Annotated in this window: 21 protein-coding genes; 8 read left to right on the forward strand and 13 right to left on the reverse strand. The window is 77.6% G+C overall.

The genetic code is table 11. The features are described from left to right. Positions 1-77: 77 nt before the first annotated feature. The 6 genes from EJA20_RS01280 to EJA20_RS01305 all read right to left on the reverse strand — a co-directional run bounded on the left by EJA20_RS01280 (position 78) and on the right by EJA20_RS01305 (position 6,662). Complete coding sequence (locus EJA20_RS01280; protein ID WP_129336365.1) at positions 78-512, reverse strand: SHOCT domain-containing protein; 435 nt, start codon at positions 510-512, stop codon at positions 78-80. A 134-nt stretch (positions 513-646) separates the two neighbouring features. Next, on the reverse strand, positions 647-1,240 hold the full coding sequence (locus EJA20_RS19260) for an alkylhydroperoxidase domain protein (RefSeq protein ID WP_129336366.1): 594 nt from the start codon (positions 1,238-1,240) through the stop codon (positions 647-649). Further along, positions 1,237-1,908, reverse strand: a complete 672-nt coding sequence (locus EJA20_RS19265) for a CMD domain protein (RefSeq protein WP_129336367.1) — start codon at positions 1,906-1,908, stop codon at positions 1,237-1,239. Before EJA20_RS19265 ends, EJA20_RS19260 begins: the two co-directional genes overlap by 4 nt. Continuing rightward, positions 1,905-3,542 (reverse strand): ATP-binding cassette domain-containing protein, encoded by a 1,638-nt coding sequence (locus tag EJA20_RS01295; protein WP_129336368.1) that lies wholly within the window; start codon positions 3,540-3,542, stop codon positions 1,905-1,907. The genes EJA20_RS19265 and EJA20_RS01295 overlap by 4 nt, the downstream gene beginning before the upstream one ends. Further along, the gene (locus EJA20_RS01300; RefSeq protein ID WP_129336369.1) at positions 3,539-5,482 is read right to left on the reverse strand and encodes an ABC transporter permease; all 1,944 of its coding nucleotides are present in this window, start codon (positions 5,480-5,482) and stop codon (positions 3,539-3,541) included. The genes EJA20_RS01295 and EJA20_RS01300 overlap by 4 nt, the downstream gene beginning before the upstream one ends. Positions 5,483-5,492: 10 nt before the next feature. Then, positions 5,493-6,662, reverse strand: coding sequence for an ABC transporter substrate-binding protein (locus EJA20_RS01305; RefSeq protein WP_129336370.1), 1,170 nt, complete (start codon positions 6,660-6,662; stop codon positions 5,493-5,495). Between the two features lie 190 nt (positions 6,663-6,852). Between EJA20_RS01305 and EJA20_RS01310 the strand changes: the two genes are divergently transcribed. The 3 genes from EJA20_RS01310 to EJA20_RS01320 all read left to right on the forward strand — a co-directional run bounded on the left by EJA20_RS01310 (position 6,853) and on the right by EJA20_RS01320 (position 11,926). After that, complete coding sequence (locus EJA20_RS01310) at positions 6,853-8,904, forward strand: FAD/NAD(P)-binding protein (RefSeq protein WP_164983786.1); 2,052 nt, start codon at positions 6,853-6,855, stop codon at positions 8,902-8,904. Then, positions 8,897-9,628: an SDR family oxidoreductase gene (locus EJA20_RS01315; protein WP_129336372.1), complete on the forward strand. Its 732-nt coding sequence runs from the start codon at positions 8,897-8,899 to the stop codon at positions 9,626-9,628. The genes EJA20_RS01310 and EJA20_RS01315 overlap by 8 nt, the downstream gene beginning before the upstream one ends. A gap of 183 nt (positions 9,629-9,811) precedes the next feature. Beyond that, positions 9,812-11,926: a putative bifunctional diguanylate cyclase/phosphodiesterase gene (locus EJA20_RS01320; protein ID WP_164983787.1), complete on the forward strand. Its 2,115-nt coding sequence runs from the start codon at positions 9,812-9,814 to the stop codon at positions 11,924-11,926. 18 nt (positions 11,927-11,944) lie between these two features. Here EJA20_RS01320 and EJA20_RS01325 read toward each other — a convergent pair whose 3' ends face one another. Continuing rightward, on the reverse strand, positions 11,945-12,250 hold the full coding sequence (locus EJA20_RS01325; RefSeq protein WP_129336374.1) for a hypothetical protein: 306 nt from the start codon (positions 12,248-12,250) through the stop codon (positions 11,945-11,947). 143 nt (positions 12,251-12,393) lie between these two features. On the opposite strand from EJA20_RS01325, the gene EJA20_RS01330 reads away from it, so the two are divergent. Then, positions 12,394-12,615 carry a hypothetical protein gene (locus EJA20_RS01330; protein ID WP_129336375.1) on the forward strand — a complete coding sequence of 74 codons (222 nt, stop codon included), beginning with the start codon at positions 12,394-12,396 and terminating at the stop codon, positions 12,613-12,615. 61 nt (positions 12,616-12,676) lie between these two features. On the opposite strand, the gene EJA20_RS01335 is transcribed toward EJA20_RS01330, so the two are convergent. The 4 genes from EJA20_RS01335 to EJA20_RS01350 form a co-directional block, all read right to left on the reverse strand. Continuing rightward, positions 12,677-13,414 carry a helix-turn-helix transcriptional regulator gene (locus EJA20_RS01335; RefSeq protein ID WP_129336376.1) on the reverse strand — a complete coding sequence of 246 codons (738 nt, stop codon included), beginning with the start codon at positions 13,412-13,414 and terminating at the stop codon, positions 12,677-12,679. 122 nt (positions 13,415-13,536) lie between these two features. Next, positions 13,537-14,085 carry a GyrI-like domain-containing protein gene (locus tag EJA20_RS01340; protein ID WP_129336377.1) on the reverse strand — a complete coding sequence of 183 codons (549 nt, stop codon included), beginning with the start codon at positions 14,083-14,085 and terminating at the stop codon, positions 13,537-13,539. After that, positions 14,082-15,059 (reverse strand): oxidoreductase, encoded by a 978-nt coding sequence (locus tag EJA20_RS01345; protein WP_129336378.1) that lies wholly within the window; start codon positions 15,057-15,059, stop codon positions 14,082-14,084. The genes EJA20_RS01340 and EJA20_RS01345 overlap by 4 nt, the downstream gene beginning before the upstream one ends. 75 nt (positions 15,060-15,134) lie before the next feature. Beyond that, positions 15,135-16,067 carry a DUF1444 domain-containing protein gene (locus EJA20_RS01350; RefSeq protein WP_129336379.1) on the reverse strand — a complete coding sequence of 311 codons (933 nt, stop codon included), beginning with the start codon at positions 16,065-16,067 and terminating at the stop codon, positions 15,135-15,137. A gap of 127 nt (positions 16,068-16,194) precedes the next feature. On the opposite strand from EJA20_RS01350, the gene EJA20_RS01355 reads away from it, so the two are divergent. Together EJA20_RS01355 and EJA20_RS01360 are read left to right on the forward strand one after the other, a co-directional pair. After that, positions 16,195-16,914 (forward strand): AzlC family ABC transporter permease, encoded by a 720-nt coding sequence (locus EJA20_RS01355; RefSeq protein WP_129336380.1) that lies wholly within the window; start codon positions 16,195-16,197, stop codon positions 16,912-16,914. Then, on the forward strand, positions 16,911-17,231 hold the full coding sequence (locus tag EJA20_RS01360; protein WP_129336381.1) for an AzlD domain-containing protein: 321 nt from the start codon (positions 16,911-16,913) through the stop codon (positions 17,229-17,231). Before EJA20_RS01355 ends, EJA20_RS01360 begins: the two co-directional genes overlap by 4 nt. A gap of 80 nt (positions 17,232-17,311) precedes the next feature. Here the strand turns inward: EJA20_RS01360 and EJA20_RS01365 are convergent, their stop codons facing one another. Together EJA20_RS01365 and EJA20_RS01370 are read right to left on the reverse strand one after the other, a co-directional pair. Next, the gene (locus EJA20_RS01365) at positions 17,312-18,754 is read right to left on the reverse strand and encodes an MFS transporter (RefSeq protein WP_129336382.1); all 1,443 of its coding nucleotides are present in this window, start codon (positions 18,752-18,754) and stop codon (positions 17,312-17,314) included. Positions 18,755-18,939: 185 nt separating this feature from the next. Then, positions 18,940-19,761, reverse strand: coding sequence for an aldo/keto reductase (locus EJA20_RS01370; RefSeq protein ID WP_205687302.1), 822 nt, complete (start codon positions 19,759-19,761; stop codon positions 18,940-18,942). Positions 19,762-19,869: 108 nt separating this feature from the next. Here EJA20_RS01370 and EJA20_RS18990 point away from each other — a divergent pair, with 108 nt between their 5' ends. Beyond that, positions 19,870-20,094 carry a hypothetical protein gene (locus EJA20_RS18990; RefSeq protein ID WP_205687303.1) on the forward strand — a complete coding sequence of 75 codons (225 nt, stop codon included), beginning with the start codon at positions 19,870-19,872 and terminating at the stop codon, positions 20,092-20,094. 73 nt (positions 20,095-20,167) lie between these two features. Beyond that, positions 20,168-20,521: a hypothetical protein gene (locus EJA20_RS01375; protein ID WP_129336383.1), complete on the forward strand. Its 354-nt coding sequence runs from the start codon at positions 20,168-20,170 to the stop codon at positions 20,519-20,521. The last annotated feature ends 241 nt before the right edge of the window (positions 20,522-20,762 follow it).

The following is a 20,762-nucleotide window of genomic DNA, read 5'->3' on the forward strand; positions in this document are numbered from 1 at the left end:
ACGTGCTGGACGTCGCGGTCCCCGGGAGGCGACCCCGGCGGCGCCGCCGGGCGCCGGACGGGAGCGGTCCCGGCCGGTCAGGGGGTGCGCCGCAGCACCCGCTCCTTCGCCGCCCGGTACTCCTCGTCGTCGATGTCCCCCGCGGAGTGCAGGGCGGCCAGGCGCTCGAGCTGGTCGACGAGCCCCCCGCCGGCCGGGACGGGGGCCGGCGGGGGGACGACGACGTCGGGCTCCGGGGACGACGGCGCCCGCAGCGTCGCCGCCCGCGCCGCCGCGGCGGCCCGGGCCGCCATGGCGCCGTTGACGAGCGTGACCCCCGTGTCGGCGAGCGTGGTGACGATGGTGCCGCTGCGCGCGCGGATGGCGGCCCGCGTGGCCTCGTCGAGGGGCAGGCGCGCCAGGCCCGTGGCCAGCCCGCGCTCGATCCCCTTGGTCAGCCCGTAGTGCAGCACCCGGTCGTTCAGGGACCGCTGCGTCCGCTCGTCGGGACGCCCGCCGCTCGGCTGCGCCATCACCACCACCCTCTCCGGTGCCGCTCGTCGTGCGCGCCCAGGACGGGCGCCGACCGCCCCAGCATGGTCGGCCCGCGCCCGGGGCGCACCCGCCCGGCGGGCCCGGAGGGCGGGACGGGTCGCGACGCCCGGCCTCAGACGCCCGGCTCGCCGAGGGACAGCATGAGGCGGTTCGCCCAGTGGAAGAACGACCCGGCCATGATCGCGTCGAGCACCTCGAGCTCGTCCAGGCCGGCGGCGACGAGGGCGTCGACCTCGTCCGTGCCGAACCGGGGCGGGGTCGCGCTCAGGGCCACGACGGCCCCGACGAGCGCGTCCCAGCGCGGGTCGAGCGGCGCGCCGACGCCCTCGTCGAGCAGCCGCTGCACGTCCTCGCGGCGCTTGCTGTGGTGCGACGCGAAGGCGCTGTGGACGGAGGCGCAGTAGACGCAGCCGTTGAGCCGGGAGGCCGCCGTGGCGGCGAGCTCGCGGTCGGCCCGGGGCAGGCCCCGCCGCGTGTTGTAGAAGATGTCGTTGTCCGTCCTCGTGCGCTCGCGCAGGACCGCGGGGTCGCGCGCCAGCAGACGGAAGTACGGGTTCTTCGACCGGCTGCGCTGCACGAGGGCGTCGAGGTGCTCCTCCGTGAGCCTGTCCTCCGCGAGGGGCTCGAGCCACGGCTGCCAGTCGAGGGTGTCCTGCGTGAAGCGCTCCGGCGGCACGAGGCCGGCGCTGCCGGGGTCGAGCGTCATGCGGCACCTCCGGTGCGGCGGTCGACGTGCTCCGCGAGCGCGGCCAGGCCGTGGACCACGCGGAGCTGGAAGGTCAGGAACGACACGAGCTGGGACAGCGTCACCACGCCCGTCGCGTCCCAGCCGGCGGACAGGAGCGCGTCGAGGTGCTCCCGGCGCGCGTCGCGCGGGTGCAGGACGAGCAGGTGCGCGTGCTCCAGCGCCGCGGCCAGCCGAGCGCCGAGCACCGCGCGCGCCTCGGGGGCGAGGGCGAGCACGGGCCCGGGCACGGACTCCGCCGCGAGCGCCGGCTCGCGGTAGCGGCCGTAGGGCCCCGGGGCGGCACCGTCGGCCGCGGCACCCCGGACCGCGGCGACGAGCCCCTCGTCGGACCCCTCGCCCGTCACGGTCTCCAGCCCCCGGCGGTACAGGTCCGTCGCGGGGCCCGGGCCGTGCAGCGCCGCGACGAACGCCGCCACCGCCCAGCGCTCGGGCAGCGGCATCGCCGCGGCGTCCGCCGGCGCGAACAGCGCCGTGAACGTCCCCTGCGCGTGCGCGCGCGCCTCGGGGCGGTTGGCCCGGACCGCGTCGAGCGCGCTGCCCGGCGTGATGCCGAGCAGGGTGTCGACCACGTCCTCGCCGACGAGGGCGAGGGGGTCCGGACGGGTGGTCCCCTGCTGCGTGCTCATGCCGCCTCCGCGCTCTGCCCCAGGTACGCCTCCCGGATCTCGGGGTTCGCCAGGAGCTCCCCCGCCGTCCCGGTCAGGCGCACGCCGCCGTTGACGAGCACGTAGCCGCGGTGGGCGATGGACAGCGCCAGCTCCGCGTTCTGCTCGACCATGAACACCGCGACGCCCCGCTCGCGGTTGATGCGCTCGATCGTGCCGAGCACCTGCTCGACGACCACCGGGGCCAGACCCATGGTCGGCTCGTCCATGCAGATGAGGCGCGGGCGGGACATGAGCGCCCGGGCGAACGCGAGCATCTGCTGCTCGCCGCCCGAGAGCGTCCCGGCCTGCTGGGTGCGTCGCTCCGCCAGCCGCGGGAACAGCTCGTACTGCGCGGCGAGGTCCGCCCGCAGCGCCGAGGCCCCCGCCCGCCGTGTGTACGCCCCGACGAGGAGGTTCTCCTCGATCGTCATCTCGGGGAACACCCGGCGCGCCTCCGGCACCGAGGCGATGCCCTGCCGCACCACGTCCGCCGTGGAGTCCCGCAGGGTGCTGCGCCCGTCGAGGAGGACGTCCCCGCCGCTGGGCTGGACGAGCCGCAGGACCGTCTTCATGGACGTGGACTTGCCCGAGGCGTTGCCGCCGAGCAGGGACACGATCTCCCCCGCGCCCACCGTGTAGGACACGTCCTGGAGCGCGTGGAAGGAGCCGTAGTGGACGTCCACGTGCCGCACCTCGAGCAGGGGCACCGGGGCGGTCGCCGGGGCCGCGGGTCCGGCCGCCCCCGTCGCGGCCCCGGCCGCCACCTCGGCGACGTGCACGCGCTGCCGCCTCGTGCCGAGGTAGGCCTCGACCACCCGCGGGTCGCGCTGGACCTCGGCCGGCGTCCCCTCGGCGATGATCACGCCGTGGTCCATGACCACCACGCGGTCCGACACCGTCATGACGAGGTCGAGCTTGTGCTCCACGAGGAGCATCGTCTGCCCCTGCGCCTTGAGCTCGAGCAGCTGGTGCATGACCTCGTTCGTCTCCGAGGTGTTCATGCCGGCCGTGGGCTCGTCGAGCAGCAGGACGCGCGGCGCGGACGCCAGCGCCCGCGCGATCTCCGTCCGGCGCCGGTTGGCGTAGGACAGGGTCGCCGCCACGTGGTCGCGCCGGGGCGTGAGCCGGCTGCCGAACCGGGCCAGCTGGGTGCCGACCCGCTCGTCCAGCGCCCGCTCCTCCGCCCGCATGCCCGGCGTGCGCACCAGCGCCTTGCCGAGCTCGGCGACGAGGGCCACCCAGCGCAGCACCGGCACCCCGCGCAGCCGGCGCAGCGGCACCGCGGCGCGCAGCAGCGGCGTCTGCCCGACGAGCAGGTTGGCCTCGACGGTGCTGTTGCCGAACACGCGCCCGTTCTGGAACGTGCGCTTCATCCCGGCGGCGGCCACCGCGTCGGGGGTGGCGCCGGTGAGGTCGCGGCCGTCGAGCAGGACCCGCCCGGCGTCGGGCGCGAGCTCGCCGGCGACGAGGTTGATCGTCGTCGTCTTGCCCGAGCCGTTCGGGCCGATGATCGAGACGACCTCGCCCTCGGCCACGGTGAACGACGAGCCGTCGACGGCGGTGAGCGCGCCGAAGCGGCGGGTGAGGCCCTGGACCTCCAGCAGCGCGGTCATGCCACGGTCTCCTTCACGCGCTCGGGGGCGGGGGGCCCGCCGGCCGGACCGTCGGTGCCGCCGCCGTCCCCGCCCTCCCCGCCCGCCCGGCGCCGGGACACGGCGCCGCGCACGCGGGCGACGAGCCCGGTCTCCACCCACAGGCCCTGCGGGCGGAACCGGATGAGCAGCAGCAGGACCAGGCCGTAGACGACCAGCCGCGTCTCGGCGGCCGCGCGCAAGACCTCCAGGCCGCCGACCATGATGACGGAGCCGACGACCGCGCCGAAGGGGCTGAGCATGGAGCCCAGCACCGCGATGATGACGAACTGGAACGACAGGTTGGGCGAGAAGATCTGCGGGTCGATGTAGCCGTACTGGGCGGCCCAGTACGCCCCGCCGACCCCGGCGACGAACCCGCCGACGCCGAACGCGAGCGACTTGTACTGCGGGGTGGCCACGCCGGCGGCCCGGGCCGCGACCTCGTCGTCCCGCACGGCCCGCCAGGTCCGGCCCAGGTGCGAGCCGAGCAGCCGGTGGACGAGCAGGAGCACCAGCAGCAGCAGCGCCAGGCCCAGCCCGTACAGCTGCGGACCGGTCATGAGCTCGACCCCGAGCACGCTCGGCAGGGGGATCGCCGCGATGCCGCTGCCGCCCCCGGTCAGGGGCGTCCAGACGAGGGCGAGGGCGACGAGCGCCGCCCCGCTCGCCAGCGTGGCGATGGCCGGGTAGTGCCCCGACAGCCGCCAGCCCGGCGCGGCGAGCACCGTGACGACGACGGCCGAGACGAGCCCCGCCGCGAGCATCGCCGGCACGAACGACCAGCCCAGCTCCTTCGTCAGCAGGGCCGCGGTGTAGGCCCCGACCGCCACGGACCCGGCCTGCCCCAGCGACAGCTGCCCCGCCGCGCCGCCGACGACGACGAGCGACAGGGCGACGATGGCGAAGGCGATGACCTGCGTGCCGACCTGGACGGCGTACCCGTCGACGAGGCCGGGCAGCACGGGCAGGGCGCCGAGCACGACGAGCACCGCGACCTGCCAGCGCCGCATGCGGATGGGCCGGCCCTGGGCGAAGAACGTCCCCGTCAGCGGCTCGCGGCGGATGCTCGCCCGCCCGAGCAGGCCCGAGGGCCGCACCCACAGCACGAGGAGCAGGACGCCGAAGGTGATGAGCTGGCGCACGGAGTCGCCCCACCGGGCCACGCCGAACGCCTCGAGCACGCCGAGCAGCAGCCCGCCGAGCACGGCCCCGGGCAGGGAGCCGAGCCCGCCGAGCGTCGCCGCGGCGATGCCCGCGAGCCCGACGGCGAAGCCCTGGGTCGGTGCGATCGTCGTGAAGTACGCCGCGACGAGGACGCCTGCCAGGCCGCCGAGCGCCGAGGCGATCATGAAGGCCACGGACTGCACCCGGTCGACCGGCACGCCCATCTGCGCGGCCGCCTCGCGGTCCTGGGACGTGGCGCGGATGGCGCGGCCCAGGGACGTCCTGGCGAGGAACAGCGCGAGCACCGTCATGAGCACGACGCCCGTGACGAGGATGATCACGTCGACCAGCCCGACGGTCAGACCGCCGACCTGCCAGGTCGTGCCCGGCAGGCCCGTGTCGAAGCGCCGGGTCTGGGGGCCGAAGACGCGCTGGGTGAGGTTGTCCAGGACGATCATCACGGCGATCGTCGAGAGCACGGCCGCAATGGGCGCCTTGCCCGCGAACGGTCGCACCGCGACCCGGTTGATGAGCCAGCCGAGGGCCGCCGTCACCACGACGGCGGCCGCCACGCCGACCCCGAGCGGCAGCCCGAGGTCGCTCGTGACGAACCAGCCCACCATCGCGCCGACGGCGAAGAGCGAGCCGTGCGCGAAGTTGACGACGTTGGCGACGCCGATGACGAGGGACAGCCCGAGCGCGACGAGCGCGTAGGCGTTCCCGTTGATGAGGCCCGCGAGCAGGATGTCGAGCACGGGCCGCCCGTCAGCCGGCCACGGCGAGCGCGTCGGTCTCGACGAACGCGCCGTCCTGCACCTCGAGCCAGGTGAAGGTCGGGTCGTCGATCCGGCGGTCCGCGTTGTAGGAGAACGGGCCGAAGATCACCGAGGGGATGTCCTCCCCGTCGCGCAGCGCGTCGCGCAGGCCCTCACGGGTGCCGTCGCTCTCCCCGTACGCCCAGTACAGCTGCTTCAGGCCGTCGTAGGCGAAGGCCGCGAACTGGTTCGGCTGCACGCCGTGCCTCTCCTCGAACGCGGCGACGAACCTCTGCACCTCCGGGTCGGAGGACCCGGGGAAGAAGGCCGTCTCGACGAAGGTGCCCGTCGCGGCGTCGCCCGCCAGGTCGAGGAACTCCGAGGAGTAGTTGGAGCCCACGGCGATCTTCGGGGTGTCTCCGAGGCCGGCGCCCGCGGCCTGCTGCACGAGCAGGGCGGTGGTGTTGTAGTACGTGAGGAACGCGAGGGACTCCGCGCCGGAGTCGCGGGCGCTCACCAGCTGCGGTCGGAAGTCCGTCGAGGACTCCTCCACCGGCGTGGAGTAGACGATGTCGGTGCCGTTGGCCTCCGCCTGGTCGGCGAACACCTCGAACGCCGCGTTGCCCCAGTCCGTGTTGAGGTAGAAGACGGCGACGGAGCCCGCGGTGGCCGCGACGCCGTCCTGCAGGACGCGGCCCTCGACCTCCTGGGTGATGGAGGGGCTGAAGACGAAGTCGCCCGTGTCCGTGAACTCCGGGTGCGAGTTGGTGATCCCGAGCTGGAGCAGGCCGCTGCGCTGGTAGATCGGGCTGGCGACCATGGACGTCGCCGAGGAGAAGTCGCCCATCACGGCGAGGACGTCCTCGTCGGAGACGAAGCGCTGGGCGATGGACGTGGCCTGGCTCGCCTCGCCCTGGGAGTCCTGGAAGTCGACCGCCACGTCGGGCCCGTCGCCCGCGTTGATCTCCTCCATCGCGAGGTCGAAGCCCCGCTGCCAGTCCTCGCCGTACTGCGCCTGGTCACCCGTCAGGGGGCCGGAGACGCCGAAGGTGACCGTCTCCGCCGCGCCCGCCGGGGCGGACCCACCGCCGTCCGAGCCCGCGTCGCTCGCACAGGAGGCGAGGACCAGGGTCGCGGCGGCCAGGACGGCTGCGGGCAGAGACCTCGTGGCTCGCTTCATGGGGGTGTCCTTCGATCAGCTGGCGCCGGGAGCGGGGTGCTGTCCGGCATGTGGTCAAGACATCTCACCGCGCCGATTCATTCCGCGTCACGAGCATCCGTCCGTCGGGACGGTGCGAGGTGCGTCACAGCCGGCGGGCGGTTGCCGGCCCGATGCGGCCCGCGCGACCCGCGGGACGTACAAAGGGCGTATGACCCCTCCCGTGCCGGTGCTGGCCGTCGTCGGCGCGGGCCCGCGCGGCACGTCGGTCCTCGAGCGGCTGACGGCCCAGGCACGGGCCCTCGGCGGGCCGCAGCGCCTCGAGCTGCACGTCGTCGATCCCGCCGAGCTCGGCAGCGGTGCCGTGTGGCGGACGGACCAGCCGCGCGAGATGTGCATGAACACGCTCGCCGGCGCGGTCACGCTGTTCGTCGACCCCGGCGTCACCACGCCGGGCCCCCGGCTGCCCGGACCGACGCTGTTCGAGTGGTGCGTGCTCCTGCGGGCCGAGCTCGAGCCCACCCCGGAGCACCGCGCGGCCGCCGACGCGGTGCCCCCCGAGCACCGGGCGACGTGGCGCAGCCACCCCATCCGGGCCGCGCAGCGCCCCGACCTGCGCGCCGACACCGCCCTGCGCGACGAGCTGCGCGACCTCCTCCCGTGGTCCCACCCCAGCCGCGCGCTCTACGGCCTGTACCTCGTGTGGTGCTGGGACCGTGCCGTCGCCGCGCTGCCGGAGGGCTGGACGCTCGTCACCCACCGGACCCGGGCCACGGCCGTCACCGCCGAGCCGGGACCCGACGGGGACCGCGAGCGCGTGCACCTGGCCGACGGGGACGCGGTCGTGGCGGACGCGGTGGTCCTCGCCCCGGGCTGGCTCGAGCGCGAGCCCTCGGACGCCGATCGCGCGCTGGGCGCCGTCGCCGCGGAGCACCCGGACCTGCTGCACGTGCCGCCCGCCAGCCCGGTCGACCAGGACCTGTCCGGCATCCGTCCCGGGGAGGACGTGCTGGTCCGCGGCCTGGGCATGGGCTTCTTCGACACGCTGGCGCTGCTGACGCTGGGCCGCGGCGGGCGGTTCGAGGAGGGGCCGGACGGCGCGCTGGTGTACCGGCCGTCGGGGCGCGAGCCCGTGGTGCACGCGACCTCGCGGCGCGGCGTCCCCTTCCGCGCCAAGTCGCTGTACGGCTCGCTGCCCCCGGCGGCGCCGCACCGGCGGCTGCGCGCGGTGGACTGGTCCGCGGTGCCGCGACCGCTGGACGTCGGCACCGCCGTGCTGCCCCTCGTGGTGCGGGACGGGCTCGAGGAGTACTACCGGACGCTGCGGCGCGTGCGGCCGGAGGCGTTCGCGGGCGACGACGACGGGGGGCCCGACGCGGTCCTCGAGCGGGTCCTCGCCGTGGTCGAGGCGCTCGCCGACGACCCGGACGCGCTCGACGCGGGGCTCGCGCCCCTCGTGCCCGGGCGCGCCGACCGCCTCGACCTGCGGGCGGCGGCCCACCCGGCGGACCGGCTCGTCGACAGCCCCGCCGCCTTCGACGCCGCGGTGCGGGCCTACGTCGCCGACGACCTCGCGGAGGCCGAGCTCGGCCGCGACTCCGCGCTCAAGGCCGGCCTGTGGTCCGTCGGCGCCGCGCGCAAGGCCGTCGCGGGGATCGTCGCCTTCGGCGGCGCCACCGCCGAGTCGTTCGAGGGCGCCTACCGCCGGTTCACCGCCTTCGGCGGGATGGTCGGCAGCGGGCCGCCGGCGTTCCGTAGCCGGCAGCTGCTCGCGCTCGTCGACGCCGGGCTCGTGCACTTCGTGGGGCCCGAGGCGACGGTCGTCGTGGACGCCGACGCGGGCGTCTTCCGGGCCGCCTCGCCGTTCGTCACGGGGTCCGGGGTCGCCGCACGGGTCCTCGTCGACGCCTGGATGCACCTGCACGACGTGACCCGCACGCGCGACCCCCTGGTGGCGGGCCTGCTCGAGGCCGGGCGGCTGCGCCCCGCGCTGCACCCGACGGCCGACGGCGGCGCCCGCCCGTCGGCGGCCGTCGACGTCGACCCCGCCACGAGCCGCCTCGTCCGGGCCGACGGCTCCCTCGACCCGCGCGTGCACCTCGTCGGGATCCCCCTCGACGACCTGCGCGGCGACACGATCATCAGCCCCATGCCGGGCGCCGACGCCACCCTGCTGCGCGAGACCGACGCGGTGGCGCGCAGCGTCCTGGCCGTGCTCGCCGGCCTCGACCTGACCCGTGAGGGAGCAGACCTGCATGCCTGACACCCGCCCCGACGGGCCCGGGGCGCCCGAGCGCCCCGGGCGGACCGTCCTCGTCACCGGCGCGACGGGCGGCATGGGCCGCGAGATCGTCGCCGCGCTGGCCGGCGGCTGGCACGTGGTGGCCCTCGGGCGGCGCGAGGACGTGCTCGCGGACCTCGCGCGCCTGCCCGGCGTGGAGACCTGGAGGGCCGACCTCACGGACCTCGACGCCCTCGCCGGGCGCGTGGCCGGGCTGGAGCGGCTCGACGCGCTCGTGCACTCGGCCGCCGTCGTGACGGAGCTGCGGGTCGACGAGGCCGACCGCGCCGCGTGGGAGCACCACCTGCTCGTCGACGTGGTGGCCCCCGCCGAGCTCACGCGCTTCTGCCTGCCGGCGCTGCGGCGCGCCTCCGGCACCGTCGTCTTCGTCGGCTCCGGCGCCGGCACGCGCCCCGTGCCGGGCAGCGCCGTCTACACGGCCGCGAAGCACGCCCTGCGCGGGCTGGCGGACGTGCTCCGGATCGACGAGGCGCCGCACGGCGTCCGCGTGAGCACCGTGGCCCCGGGTCCGACGGACACGGCGATGCTCGTCGCGACGACGCAGGCGGCCGGCCGCCCCTACGAGCCCGAGCGCCTCATCCGGCCGTCGTCGGTCGCGGCGGCGGTCCGTCTCGTGCTCGAGGCGTCCCCGGACGTGCAGCTGACGGACGTCGCCGTGCGCCCCCGCCGCGAGCTCACCGCCTGACGGGTCCCGCGCGCCCGGTCCGTGGCCCCACCGGCGGGTGAGGTCCGTGGCCGGTCCCGGCCACGGGGTTGGTCGCCGGTCCTCCCACGACCCATGCTCGGCACCGAGGGTCCGCTTCGGTGGCGTCGAGACACGGCGCCGTTCCCTCGACGAGGGAGGTACGGGAGCCTCGTGGTGAGCTGGGTGAGCGCGTTCGGCCGTCGGGCCGGGCCGGTCGCCGTGCTCGCCTGGACGGTCGTGGGGCTCCTGGTGGTGTCCCTCGGGCTGAGCGTCGGTGCCCTCGTGGCGAGCGCCCGCGCCGACGACGGGTCGCAGGGGGCTCGAGCGCTGGCGGGGGCCGCCCGGACCGTCCAGGCCACGCTGCTCGACGCCGAGACCGGGCAGCGTGGCTACCTGCTCACGACGCAGGACGACTTCCTCGACCCCTACCACGACGCCTCCGCGAGCCTGGCGGACCAGCTCGGGCGGCTCGAGCGGGCCGCGGCCCGCCTGGAGGACCCCGCGCTGGCGGCGGCGGCGTCGCGGCTGGCCGAGCTGGCCCGCTCCCGGATGGCGGCCATCGACGCGACCGTGACCCTGGCCCGTTCCGGGTCGGTGGCCGAGGCGGTCACGCTCGTGGCGCAGGGGCGCGGCAAGCAGGCCATGGACGAGATCCGCGCGTCGGTGGAGCGCCTCGAGGCGGACGCCGCCGCCGACCGCGCCGCCCGCGACGCCTCCCGGCTGCGCGGGGCCGCCGTCGCGGCGGCGGCCGTCACCACCGCGGCGCTCGTCGTGCTCGTGCTCCTCGTCCAGCGGCAGCGGCGGGTGCTGCAGGCCGAGCAGGTCCGGGCCGACCGGCGCGCCGACGAGGCCCTGCGCCGCCTCGAGCGCCTCGCGGTCCAGGACCCCCTGACGGGGCTCGCGCACCGGCGCAGCGCCGAGGCGCACCTGGAGCGCGCCCTCGCCCGCGCGGGGCGGGACGGCACGGCCCTGGCGGTGGTCCTGTGCGACCTCGACCGGTTCACCGACCTCAACGAGCGCCACGGCGGGGCCGCGGGGGACGCGGTGCTGCGCGCGACGGCGGACGGCCTGGAGACCCTCGCCGGGCCCGTCGACCTGCTCGCCCGCGTCGGCGCGGACGAGTTCCTGCTCGTCGTGGAGCGGGTGCCCTCGCTCCTGGCGGTCGACGACCTCGCCGCCCGCACCGTCCGGCGGGCGTCCCGGCCGCTGGAGCTCGAGGGCGGCACCGTCCGCATCTCGGCCTCGGTCGGGGTCGTCGCGCTCGGCCTGGACGGCGCGACCTCGCTCGAGGGTCCCGGCGGGCCCGGGGGCCTGGACGGGGGCGGCGGGGGCGGCGACGGGGGCGACGGGGGTGGCGACCTGCCCGGCCTGGGGTCCGTGCCCCGCGCCGCCCGCATCATGGCCGCCGCCGAGGAGGCGGCCATGATGGCCAAGCACGCCGGGGGCGGGCGCGCCCACCGCTGGGACCCCGCGCGCGACCACCTGCGCAGCGAGGGCTTCCGCCTCTCGGGCGAGCTGCGCCAGGCCCTCGAGGAGCGCCACGGCGACGGCCTGTGGGTGGCGTACCAGCCGCTCGTCGACCTGCAGGACGGCGCGCTGTACGGGTTCGAGGCGCTCGTCCGGTGGGAGCACCCGCGCCGCGGCGCCCTGCCGCCGGCGGCGTTCGTGCCGCTGGCCGAGTCGAGCGACCTCGTCGTCGCCCTCGACCGGTACGTCCTGCGCGCCGCGTGCACCCAGGCCGCCGCGTGGAACGCCGAGCGGCGCACCCGCGGGGAGGCCCCGCTGCGGCTGTCCGTGAACTGCTCCCCGCGCGACCTGGCCGACCCCGGCCTCGTCGCGGCCACGCGCCGCGTGCTCGACGAGACGGGCCTGGCGCCGCCCTCGCTCGTGCTGGAGATCACCGAGAGCGGCGTCGTCCAGGGCACCCGCACCGTGGGCGAGCGGCTCGACGAGCTCGTCGACCTCGGCGTCTCCATCGCCATCGACGACTTCGGCGCCGGGTACTCCTCCATGTCCTACCTCACGAGCCTGCCCGTGTCGGTCGTCAAGGTGGACCGCTCCATCGTGCAGGGGCTCGGCACGTCGGCCGCCGACGAGGCCGTCGTCGCGGCGATCTCCTCGCTCGCGGAGCGGCTGGGGCAGCAGGTCCTCGCGGAGGGCATCGAGGAGGCCGAGCAGGTGCCGCGCGCGCTCGACCTGGGCTGCCGGTTCGCCCAGGGGTACCACTTCGGGCGTCCCGTGCCGGCCGACCAGGCCCGGGCGCTCGCCCTGCCCCTCGCCGGGGGCGGCGCCGCCTGAGCCGGCCGGCCGCCGCCGTCAGCGGGCGACCGACTCCCCGGCGGGGTCGGCGGGGTCGGCGGGCGCGAGCGCGTGCGCGGCCCGCAGCCGGTCGAGGATCCCCAGCACGAGGTCGGAGTCGTCGCCCGTGAGCCGGGCGACCGGCGGGCCCGCCGCCCCGGTGACGGGCCCCGCCGGGCGCGGGACGACCGGCCCGCGCCCGTCGGTCGCGATGGCGGTCGCGGTGGCGGTCCCGCCGCGGCCGCCCCCGTGCGGGCGGCCCGGTCCCGACCGCACCTCCCCGTCCTCGCGCAGCGGTGGCGGCGTCGTGACAGCAGTCCCCATGGGCAGCACTCTCCGGCGCGCCCGCCACCGGTGGCAACGCCGAGGCCGGTAGCGGCCACCGACCTTCCGTGAGCAGGCAGGGCGTCCGCAAGATCGACACCTCACCCCCCGCACCGCTCGCCCCCTCCCGGAGGAGAACGACCATGCGCACCACCGACGCCCGCACCCCGCGCACCGCCGTCACCGCGTCCGCCGCGTCCGCCGCGTCCGGGTCGTCCGTGCGGGCCGGCCGGCTGCGCCGCGCCACCGCCCGCGCCGCGGTCCTCGGCCTCCTGGCGCTGCCCGCCCTGGGCGTCGCCGTCGCGGCGGCGCAGCCCAGCACGGGCGACACCACGGCCTGCATCCTCTGCGTCGGCCCGAAGTGACCCGGCGGTGACCCGGCGCGGCTGACCGCCCGCGGGCGACCGGCCGTCGTCGTGCGAGCGGTCAGAGCCAGCCGCTGCGGGCCGCCTTCACGCCCGCCTCGAACCGGGAGCGCGCGCCCAGGACCGTCATGACGGCGGCCATCCGCCGCCGGACGGTGCGGGTGGACACGCCCAGCTGCTTCGCCGCGACCTCGTCGGTGACGCCCGCCGCCATCACCTCGAGGATCTCGCGGACGGTGGACTCGGCCAGCAGGTCGTCCGGGCCCGTCCCGACCCGCTGCGCGGAGCGCCACAGCGAGGCGAACTGCAGGTAGAAGCTCTGCACCACCGCCGGCTCGGTCGAGACGAGGTAGGGCGGCGCCAGGGTGTCGGGCTCGACGGCCACCGCGACGGTGCGGCGGTCGAACAGGATCATCCGGTGCGGCACCCGCACCGCGACGCGCACCTGGGCGCCGGCGGCGGCGAACTCGGTGAGGTAGCGCATGACCTCGGGCCGCCGCACGGAGTCGGCCTGGTAGACGACGGGGCCCGCGCGACCGGACGAGATGAGCGCGACGTCGTCCTCCCAGGAGCTGCGCAGGGTCGTGACGTCGTACTGGCCGCCGGGCAGCGCGCTCCAGATGGACCGCCGGGCGCCGCGCGCCTCGTCCTCGAGCCGCACGGACAGCGCCTCGAGGTCGTCGTAGCGCAGGATCGACCCCCGGGCGGCCGCGGAGCGGATGCGCCGGGCCTCCGCCTCCCCGCCGAGGACGGGCTCGCGCTCGAGCACGGCCATCGCCGCGCCCTCCGCGTCCGTCATCGCCGACCCCTCCGCGCCGGGCGGCCCCGCGCGCGCCCCTGCGGCGCAGTCTCGTCCCCGGGCGCGGGCCGCGGCAAACGCTGGCGTGCCGTGGCGGGGTGTCGCGCCGGCCGCCGGCCGGCTCAGGCCAACGGCAGCACCAGCGCGGTGCGCCACGCGGCCGGGTCGACGCCGCCCGCGGGGTCCGTGAGGTAGACCTCCCAGAAGTCGCCGCGCGCCGGGCCGGCGTGCTCGGCGCGCCAGCGCTCGAGCCGCTGCCACGCGGCCGCCAGCCCGTCGTAGGGGCCGACGTGCTCCGTGGTGAGGGCGGGCCCGCCGGGACGCTCCACGACCACGACCTCGAGGGCGGGCCGGTCGTCCCCCGCCGCACCGGCGGCGTCCGGGGCCGGGTCGTCGGTGCCCTCCGCGGCCGGCACGGGCGCGAGCGGCCCGACGGGCACGCCCACGACCGGGAACGCCGCCGACACGTCGAAGGCCCCGCCGGGCATGCCGTGGTACCACGCCAGCGCCGGCCCGGCGGGCTCCGCGCCCGCCCGCTGCAGCGCGACGAGGACGGCGCGGTAGGCCGTGTCGAAGAACTCCGGGAGCCCGTCGGCCGGGACCGTGCGGCGGGCGGTGGCGAGAAGGGCCGGCGGCTCGTCCGAGAGCCGCACCGGCGGGGCGTCCGTCATGCCCCCGACCGTAGCCACCGCGGCGCGCCCGCGGGGACGGGCGGCAGGTCCGGGTAGGTGACACCCGTGAGGCGCTCGCTGCGCTCCCACAGGCCGCGCGCCGTCGCGTCGTCCTGCGCCCGCGCCGAGGGGTGCACGCGGGTCGGGGCCCCGCGCTGCTCGAAGCGGCCGTCGGGGCCGTAGAGGGCGCCGCCGGGCACGTCCGGCATCGTCGCCGCGTACAGGGAGGGCAGGGCGCCGGCCTCGTCGGACTGCTCCAGCCGCCCCTGCAGCCACCGGTAGCCGGAGGCGACGACGGGCGGCAGGCCCGCCGTGAAGCCCGCCGAGAGGTTGGAGGAGGCGAACCCGGGGTGCGCCGCGACCGCCACGACGGGGTCGCCGTGCGCGCGCAGCCGACGGTCGAGCTCGCGGACGAACAGCAGGTTGGCGAGCTTGCTCTGCCCGTAGGCGCGCCACGGGGAGTACCGGCGCCGCTGGAACATGAGGTCGTCGAGCCGGACGCGGCCGAACCGGTGCGCGTTCGACGACACGACGACCACCCGTGCGAAGGGCGCCTGGCGCAGGGCGGGGAGCAGCCGCCCGACGAGGGCGAAGTGCCCGAGGTGGTTCGTGCCGAGCTGCCGCTCGAAGCCGTCCCGGGTGGTGCCGCGCGGCACCGCCATGACGCCGGCGTTGGCGACGAGCAGGTGCAGCGGCGCGTCGCCCCAGCCCTGCGCGAGCGCCTCGACGGAGCGCAGGTCCGCGAGGTCGAGGTCGACGAGGCCGGCGGCACGGCCCGTCTCGGCGAGCACGCGCTCCTGCGCCGCGCGCCCGCGCGCCCGGTCGCGGCACGCCAGCACGACCTCCGCGCCGTGCGCCGCCAGCGCGACCGCCGTCCGCAGGCCGAGGCCGCTGTTCGCCCCCGTCACGAGCGCGCGCTGCCCGTCGAGGGAGGGGATGTCGGCGGCGGACCAGGGGTGCGGGCGGCTCGGCATGCCGGTCAACCTACGGTCGGCCCGCCCCGCCCGCCCGCCGCGCGCGGGACCGCGCCGGGGCGGGGCCCGGGAGCGTCAGCGCGCCCCGACGCGCTCCAGCACCTCGATGAAGGGCCCGTCGTCGACGAGGCGCAGGGAGCCGTCGGCTCCGATCCCCGCGATGCGGCGCAGGGAGTCGTCGCGCCACCAGTAGACGGCCGGCGACACCGGGCCCGCGCCCGACGCGTGGTAGCGCACGGCCAGGTCGGCCATCACCGCGAGCGCCTCCCGGGCGTCGGGCCCGTCGACGGGGTGCAGCAGCAGGTCGTGCCGGTCCGGCACCGCGACGAGCACGCCGTCGGGGTAGCGGCGCTCGCCGTGCACGCGCTGGAGCACGTCCCGCAGGACGAGGACCTTGCTCGCGACGAGGGGCGACGCACCCGACAGGAGCACGACCTCCTCGCGCCGGCGCAGACGCGTGACGCCGTCGACGGGGTCGCGCAGCAGGTTCTCCAGCGCCGCGCGGTGGAGGCGTGCGGCGCCGCGCCGCTCGACGTCGGCGTCCCGCAGCACGGGGCCGGCCGGCCCCTCGTCCGACGTGCCGGGGAGCACGAGCACCTCGAGCAGGTCGTCGGCCACCGGCCGGGCGTAGGCCAGACCCTCGGCGGCGAGGTCGGCGCCGACGAGGCCGCGCGGCACGACCCGCAGGGACACCGCGGCGAGCAGCGCCTCGTCGGAGAGCTCGTCCGGCCCGGCGGGCGGCGCGAGCAGGGCCGCCACCTCCCGCTCGACGACCCGCCGCCACCGCAGCCGCGGACCGGCCGCGCGGCACGCCGCGACGACGGGGCGCAGCGGGTAGAGCGTGCCGTCGGTGCCGGCGAGGTGGTCGGGGTTGACGATCGTCCGGCGGCCGGCGCGGGCGAGCGCCTCGGCCGCCAGCCGTCGCACCAGGTCCGCCTCGTCGCGCGTCATCGCGCGGAACGTGGCGTCGGGCGAGCCCCCTGCGGTGTTGCGTACGAACAGTGCCATCGTGCACCTCCGTCGAGGAGTGTCACCTCTGCCGGCGGCCCGGCGCAGGGCGACGGGCGGACATCACCCGCTCGCCGCGGGTGAAACCCGGCTTGACGTCCGGCCCGGGGGACGGCACCGTCCCGGCGTGCCCGCCGCCCGCAGCGACCGCGACCTGCTGCGCGACGTCGCCCTCGTCTGCGCGGCCGACGGCGTCGTCGCCGTGGCGTTCGGCGCGCTGGCGGTGACGGTCGGGCTGCCCGCCTGGGTGCCGGTGGTGATGTCCGTCGTCGTGTTCGCGGGCGGCGCCCAGCTGCTCGTCGTCGGGCTGCTCGCCGCCGGCGCCGGGCCCGTGGCGGCCGCTCTCGGCGGGGTGCTGGTGAACCTGCGCCTGCTCCCGCTCGCCTTCGCGGTCGGGGACGTGCTGCGCGGCCCGGCCGCCCGGCGCCTGCTGGGCAGCCACCTCGTGACGGACGAGTCCGTCGCGATCGCCCTGGCGCAGCCCGACGACCGGCGCCGGCGGACCGCGTTCTGGGCGATGGGCCTCGGGCTCTTCGTCGTGTGGAACCTCGGCGTGCTGCTCGGCACGCTCGGCGGGCGCGCGCTGGGCGACCGCGCCGGGGAGCTGTCGGCCGCGCTGGGCCTCGACGCGGCCTTCCCCGCCGTGCTCCTCGCGCTCGTCGTGCCCGCGCTGCGCCGGCCCGCCGTGCGCCGCGCCGCGCTGGCGGGCGCCGCCGTGGCCCTGGCGGCGTCGACGGTGCTGCCCCCGGGGCTGCCCGTGCTGCTCGCGCTCGTCGGGGTGCTGCTCGCCCTGCGCTCGCCCGAGGACGCCCGGCCGGGCGACGCCGCGCGGGGGGACGTGCCGTGAGCACCGCCGGGCTCGTGGCCACGCTCGCCGCGCTGGCGGTCGGGACCTTCGCGCTGCGCGTCGTCGGCGGGCTGCTGCGCGACCGCGTGGACCCCTCGCCGCGCGCGCTGCGCCTGCTGGAGGTCGCGGCGGTCACCGTGCTCACGGCCCTCGTCGCGACGAGCGCGCTCCTCGAGGGCGGCGGCCCCGCGGGCGTGGCACGGCCGGCGGGGGTCGCGGTCGGCGGCCTGCTGGCGGTCCGGCGCGCGCCGTTCGTCGTCGTCGTCCTCGCGGCGGCCGCGACCACTGCGCTCCTGCGCCTCCTCGGCGTCCCGTAGCCGGCGCCGGGACGCGCGGGGACGCGGCTGGACGCGCGGGGGACGCGCGGGGGAAGCGCGGGGGACGCCGGGCGACGGCGTCAGGGCCGGGCCGCCCCCGCGTCGGTGGCGCCGTCGCGACGGCGGACGAGGTCCACGACCCCCACGACGAGCGCGAGGGCCGACAGGCCGATGGTCGCGCGCAGCCCGATGGCGGCGCCGGCGGCCGCGTCGCCGCCCCGGGCCGCGCCGAAGTACAGCGCCCCGACGAGCGCGACCCCCGCGGCGGTGCCGAGGCGCTGCCCCGTCTGCAGCACGCCCCCGGCCGCGCCGGCCTGCTCCACGGGCACGGCGGCGAGCGTGAGGGTCTGGTTCGGCGAGATGACGAGGCCGCTGCCCAGGCCCGCGACCAGCAGCGGCACGGCCGTGAGCAGCCCCGTGCGCGCGGAGCCCTCGGAAGCGCTCAGCACGAGGTCCGTGACGACCACGCCGACGACGAACACGACCAGGCCCGTGACGACGACCTGCCGCCCGCGCCGGTGGACGAGGCGCCCGCCGATCGCGGCGGAGGCCGCGGAGCCGACGGCGAAGGGCGTGATGGCCAGCCCGGCCTGCAGCGGCGTGTAGCCCAGCCCGTTCTGGAAGAAGAGGGTGAGCACGAAGAAGATGCCGGTGAACCCGGAGAAGTACAGGAGGGCGAGCAGCGCCCCGCTGGCGTAGCCCGGCCGGCGGAAGAGGGACAGCCGCACCATCGGCGTCCGGCCGCGCGCGTCGACCCGCCGCTCCCAGAGGGCGAACACGCCGAGCAGGAGCAGCCCGCCGACGAGCAGCACGACGTCGACCCCCTCCCAGCGCTCGGACACCAGCGGCCACAGCACGCCGACGACCCCCGCCCCGAGCAGCAGCGCACCCACGGGGTCGAGGTCCCCCACGGAGGTGCGGCGCCGGGCCGGCCCGAGGTAGCGCAGCGAGAGCGCGATGGCCAGGGCGCCGACGGGCAGGTTGACGAGGAACACCCACCGCCAGCCCTGCTCGGGGCCGAGCAGCGCGATGAGCACCCCGCCGAGGACCGGGCCGATGGCGGTGGAGATGCCGATGGTCGTGCCCAGGCGCCCGAAGGCGCGGCCCCGCTCCGCCCCGCGGAACAGCTCCTGGATGAGGCCCGAGACCTGCGGGTTGATGATCCCGCCGCCGACGCCCTGGACGAGCCGGGCGACGACGAGCCACGCCGCGCTCGGGGCGAGACCCGCCGCGAGGCTGGCGGCCGTGAAGACCGCGACGCCGAGGATGAACACCGACCGCCGGCCGCGGGCGTCGCCGAGGCGCCCGGCCGCGACGAGCACGATGCCGAAGCTCAGCGCGTAGCCCGAGACGACCCACTGCAGCGCCGACTCCGACGCCCCGAGCGCGTCGCGGATGGACGGCAGCGCGACGTTGACGATGCTGACGTCGAGCAGCGTCATGAAGCCGGCGGCCAGGCACACGCTCAGCGCGCGCCAGCGGCGGGGGTCGGGGGCCGGGGTGCCCCGGGGAGGGGTGCTCATCTCGTCGGGACCCTACGTCCGCCCCCGTCCCCGGGCCCGGCGGGAGGCGGTGCGGTGAACGGGTGCTGCAGCGGCCGGGCGGCGCGCCGCGTCCCGCGGCGGGAGGGCCGCGCGTCGCCGCGCCGGTGCAGCGTTCCTCCACGGCGATCGCGATCGCGGGGGGTCGGGCCGACCGCCCGGGGCCGTCAGTCCGTGTCGGGGTCGCGGCCCGTGCGGTGGCCGTCCTCGAGGGCGTCGATCCGCGCCAGGTCGTCCCCGTCCAGCGTGAAGCCCAGGACGTCGAGGTTCTCGACGAGGCGCGCCGGCGTCACCGACTTCGGGATGACCGCGACGTCGTGCTGCAGGTGCCAGCGCAGGACGACCTGCGCGGGGCTGCGCCCGAGCCGCCGCCCGATCTCCCCGAGCACGGGGTGGTCGAGGAGGCCGCCGCGCGCGAGCGGGCTCCACGCCTGCGTGACGATCCCGCGCTCGGCGTGGAAGGCCCGCAGCGCCCTCTGGGGCAGGCGGGGGTGCAGCTCGACCTGGTTGAGGACGGGCCACTCGCCCGTCTCGTCGTGGAGCCGCTGCAGGTGGTGCGCGTGGAAGTTCGAGACGCCCACGGCCCGGACGCGGCCGGCGTCGCGCAGCTCGAGCAGCGTCCGCCAGGTCTCGACGTAGAGGTCGCGCGAGGGGACCGGCCAGTGCACGAGGTAGAGGTCGAGGACGTCCAGGCCGAGGCGCTCGGAGCTGGCGTCGAAGGCCCGCAGGGTGCGCTCGCGGCCGTGGTCGTCGTTCCAGAGCTTCGTCGTCACGACCACCTCGTCGCGCGCCAGCCCGGAGCCGCGCACCGCGGCGCCGACCTCGGCCTCGTTGCCGTAGAGCGTGGCGGTGTCGACCGCGCGGTAGCCCACCCGCAGCGCCTCGCGCACGACGGTCCCGGCCTGCCCGGCGGGCACCTTGTAGACGCCGAGGCCGACCCGCGGCAGGGCCAGGTCGTCCGTCAGCGCGACGGCGGGCACGGATACCACGGCTCTCCTCGGGTCGGCACTCCGGCGTCGACCGGTCGGGCCGACGCCCCGACCCTGCCACAGCCCTCCCCGGTCGCGGGACGCGCGCCGCGGGGGTAGGCAGAGGGCATGACGGAGCAGACGCCCGACGAGGGCACCAGCATCGCCTCGGCGACCGCGGGGGGCACCGCCAACCCGCGCCTGGGCACCACGGAGTCGGCCACGGACCACGACACCGCCGACCCCGCCTCCGACCCCCGGCTGCCGGACCCCGGCGAGCTCGACGGCAACGACATGGAGCGCCTCGAGGACCCGTTCACCACGGCGCGCCCCGGCGACATCGGCCGCTCCTGACGCCGGCGCCCGGGGGCGCCGCCCCCCGGGGCCGCACGCACGACACCACCGCCCGCACGTCGAGGAGGACACCATGGCGACCACCGACCCCTACCTGCCGCGGCAGGACGCCGACGTCGAGACGCCGGCCGCGGACCCGTCGCAGGGCGCGCCCGACCCCGCCCCCGGGTTCGGCGTGGGCGACGACGCCGTCCCCGCCACCGGCGGACCCAGCGCCGCCGACCGGCTCGCGGCCGAGGGGCTGCGCGGCGAGGTCGGCGCCACGGACGACGTCGAGGGCGAGCGCGGCGACACGCTCGCTGACGGGTTCGAGGACGACGACGAGCGCCACGACGCGGTCGGCGACGGCCGCGGCTTCGTCGACGGTCCCGACGCGGACGACGACGGGCTCGGCCCGATCAACGCCGCCGCCCGCGGCCCGGTCTGACGGCCACGCCGCACGACAGGGGCCCGGGTGCACGTGCACCCGGGCCCCTGTCGCGTCCGGGCCGTCCGGGCCGTCCGGGCCGTCCTGCGGCCCGGGGCCGCGTCAGTCCGTCGAGCCCGATGCCCAGGACGGCGGGGGCGGCGGCGACGCGGGCGCAGGCGGCGTGCCGTCGGGCGACCCGGCGGCCCCGGGCGGGGCACCGGCGGGGTCGGCGGGGAGCGGCGGCACGGGCGGCACGGGC

The organism is Cellulomonas endophytica (assembly GCF_004123805.1).
Classification (GTDB): Bacteria; Actinomycetota; Actinomycetes; order Actinomycetales; family Cellulomonadaceae; genus Cellulomonas; species Cellulomonas endophytica.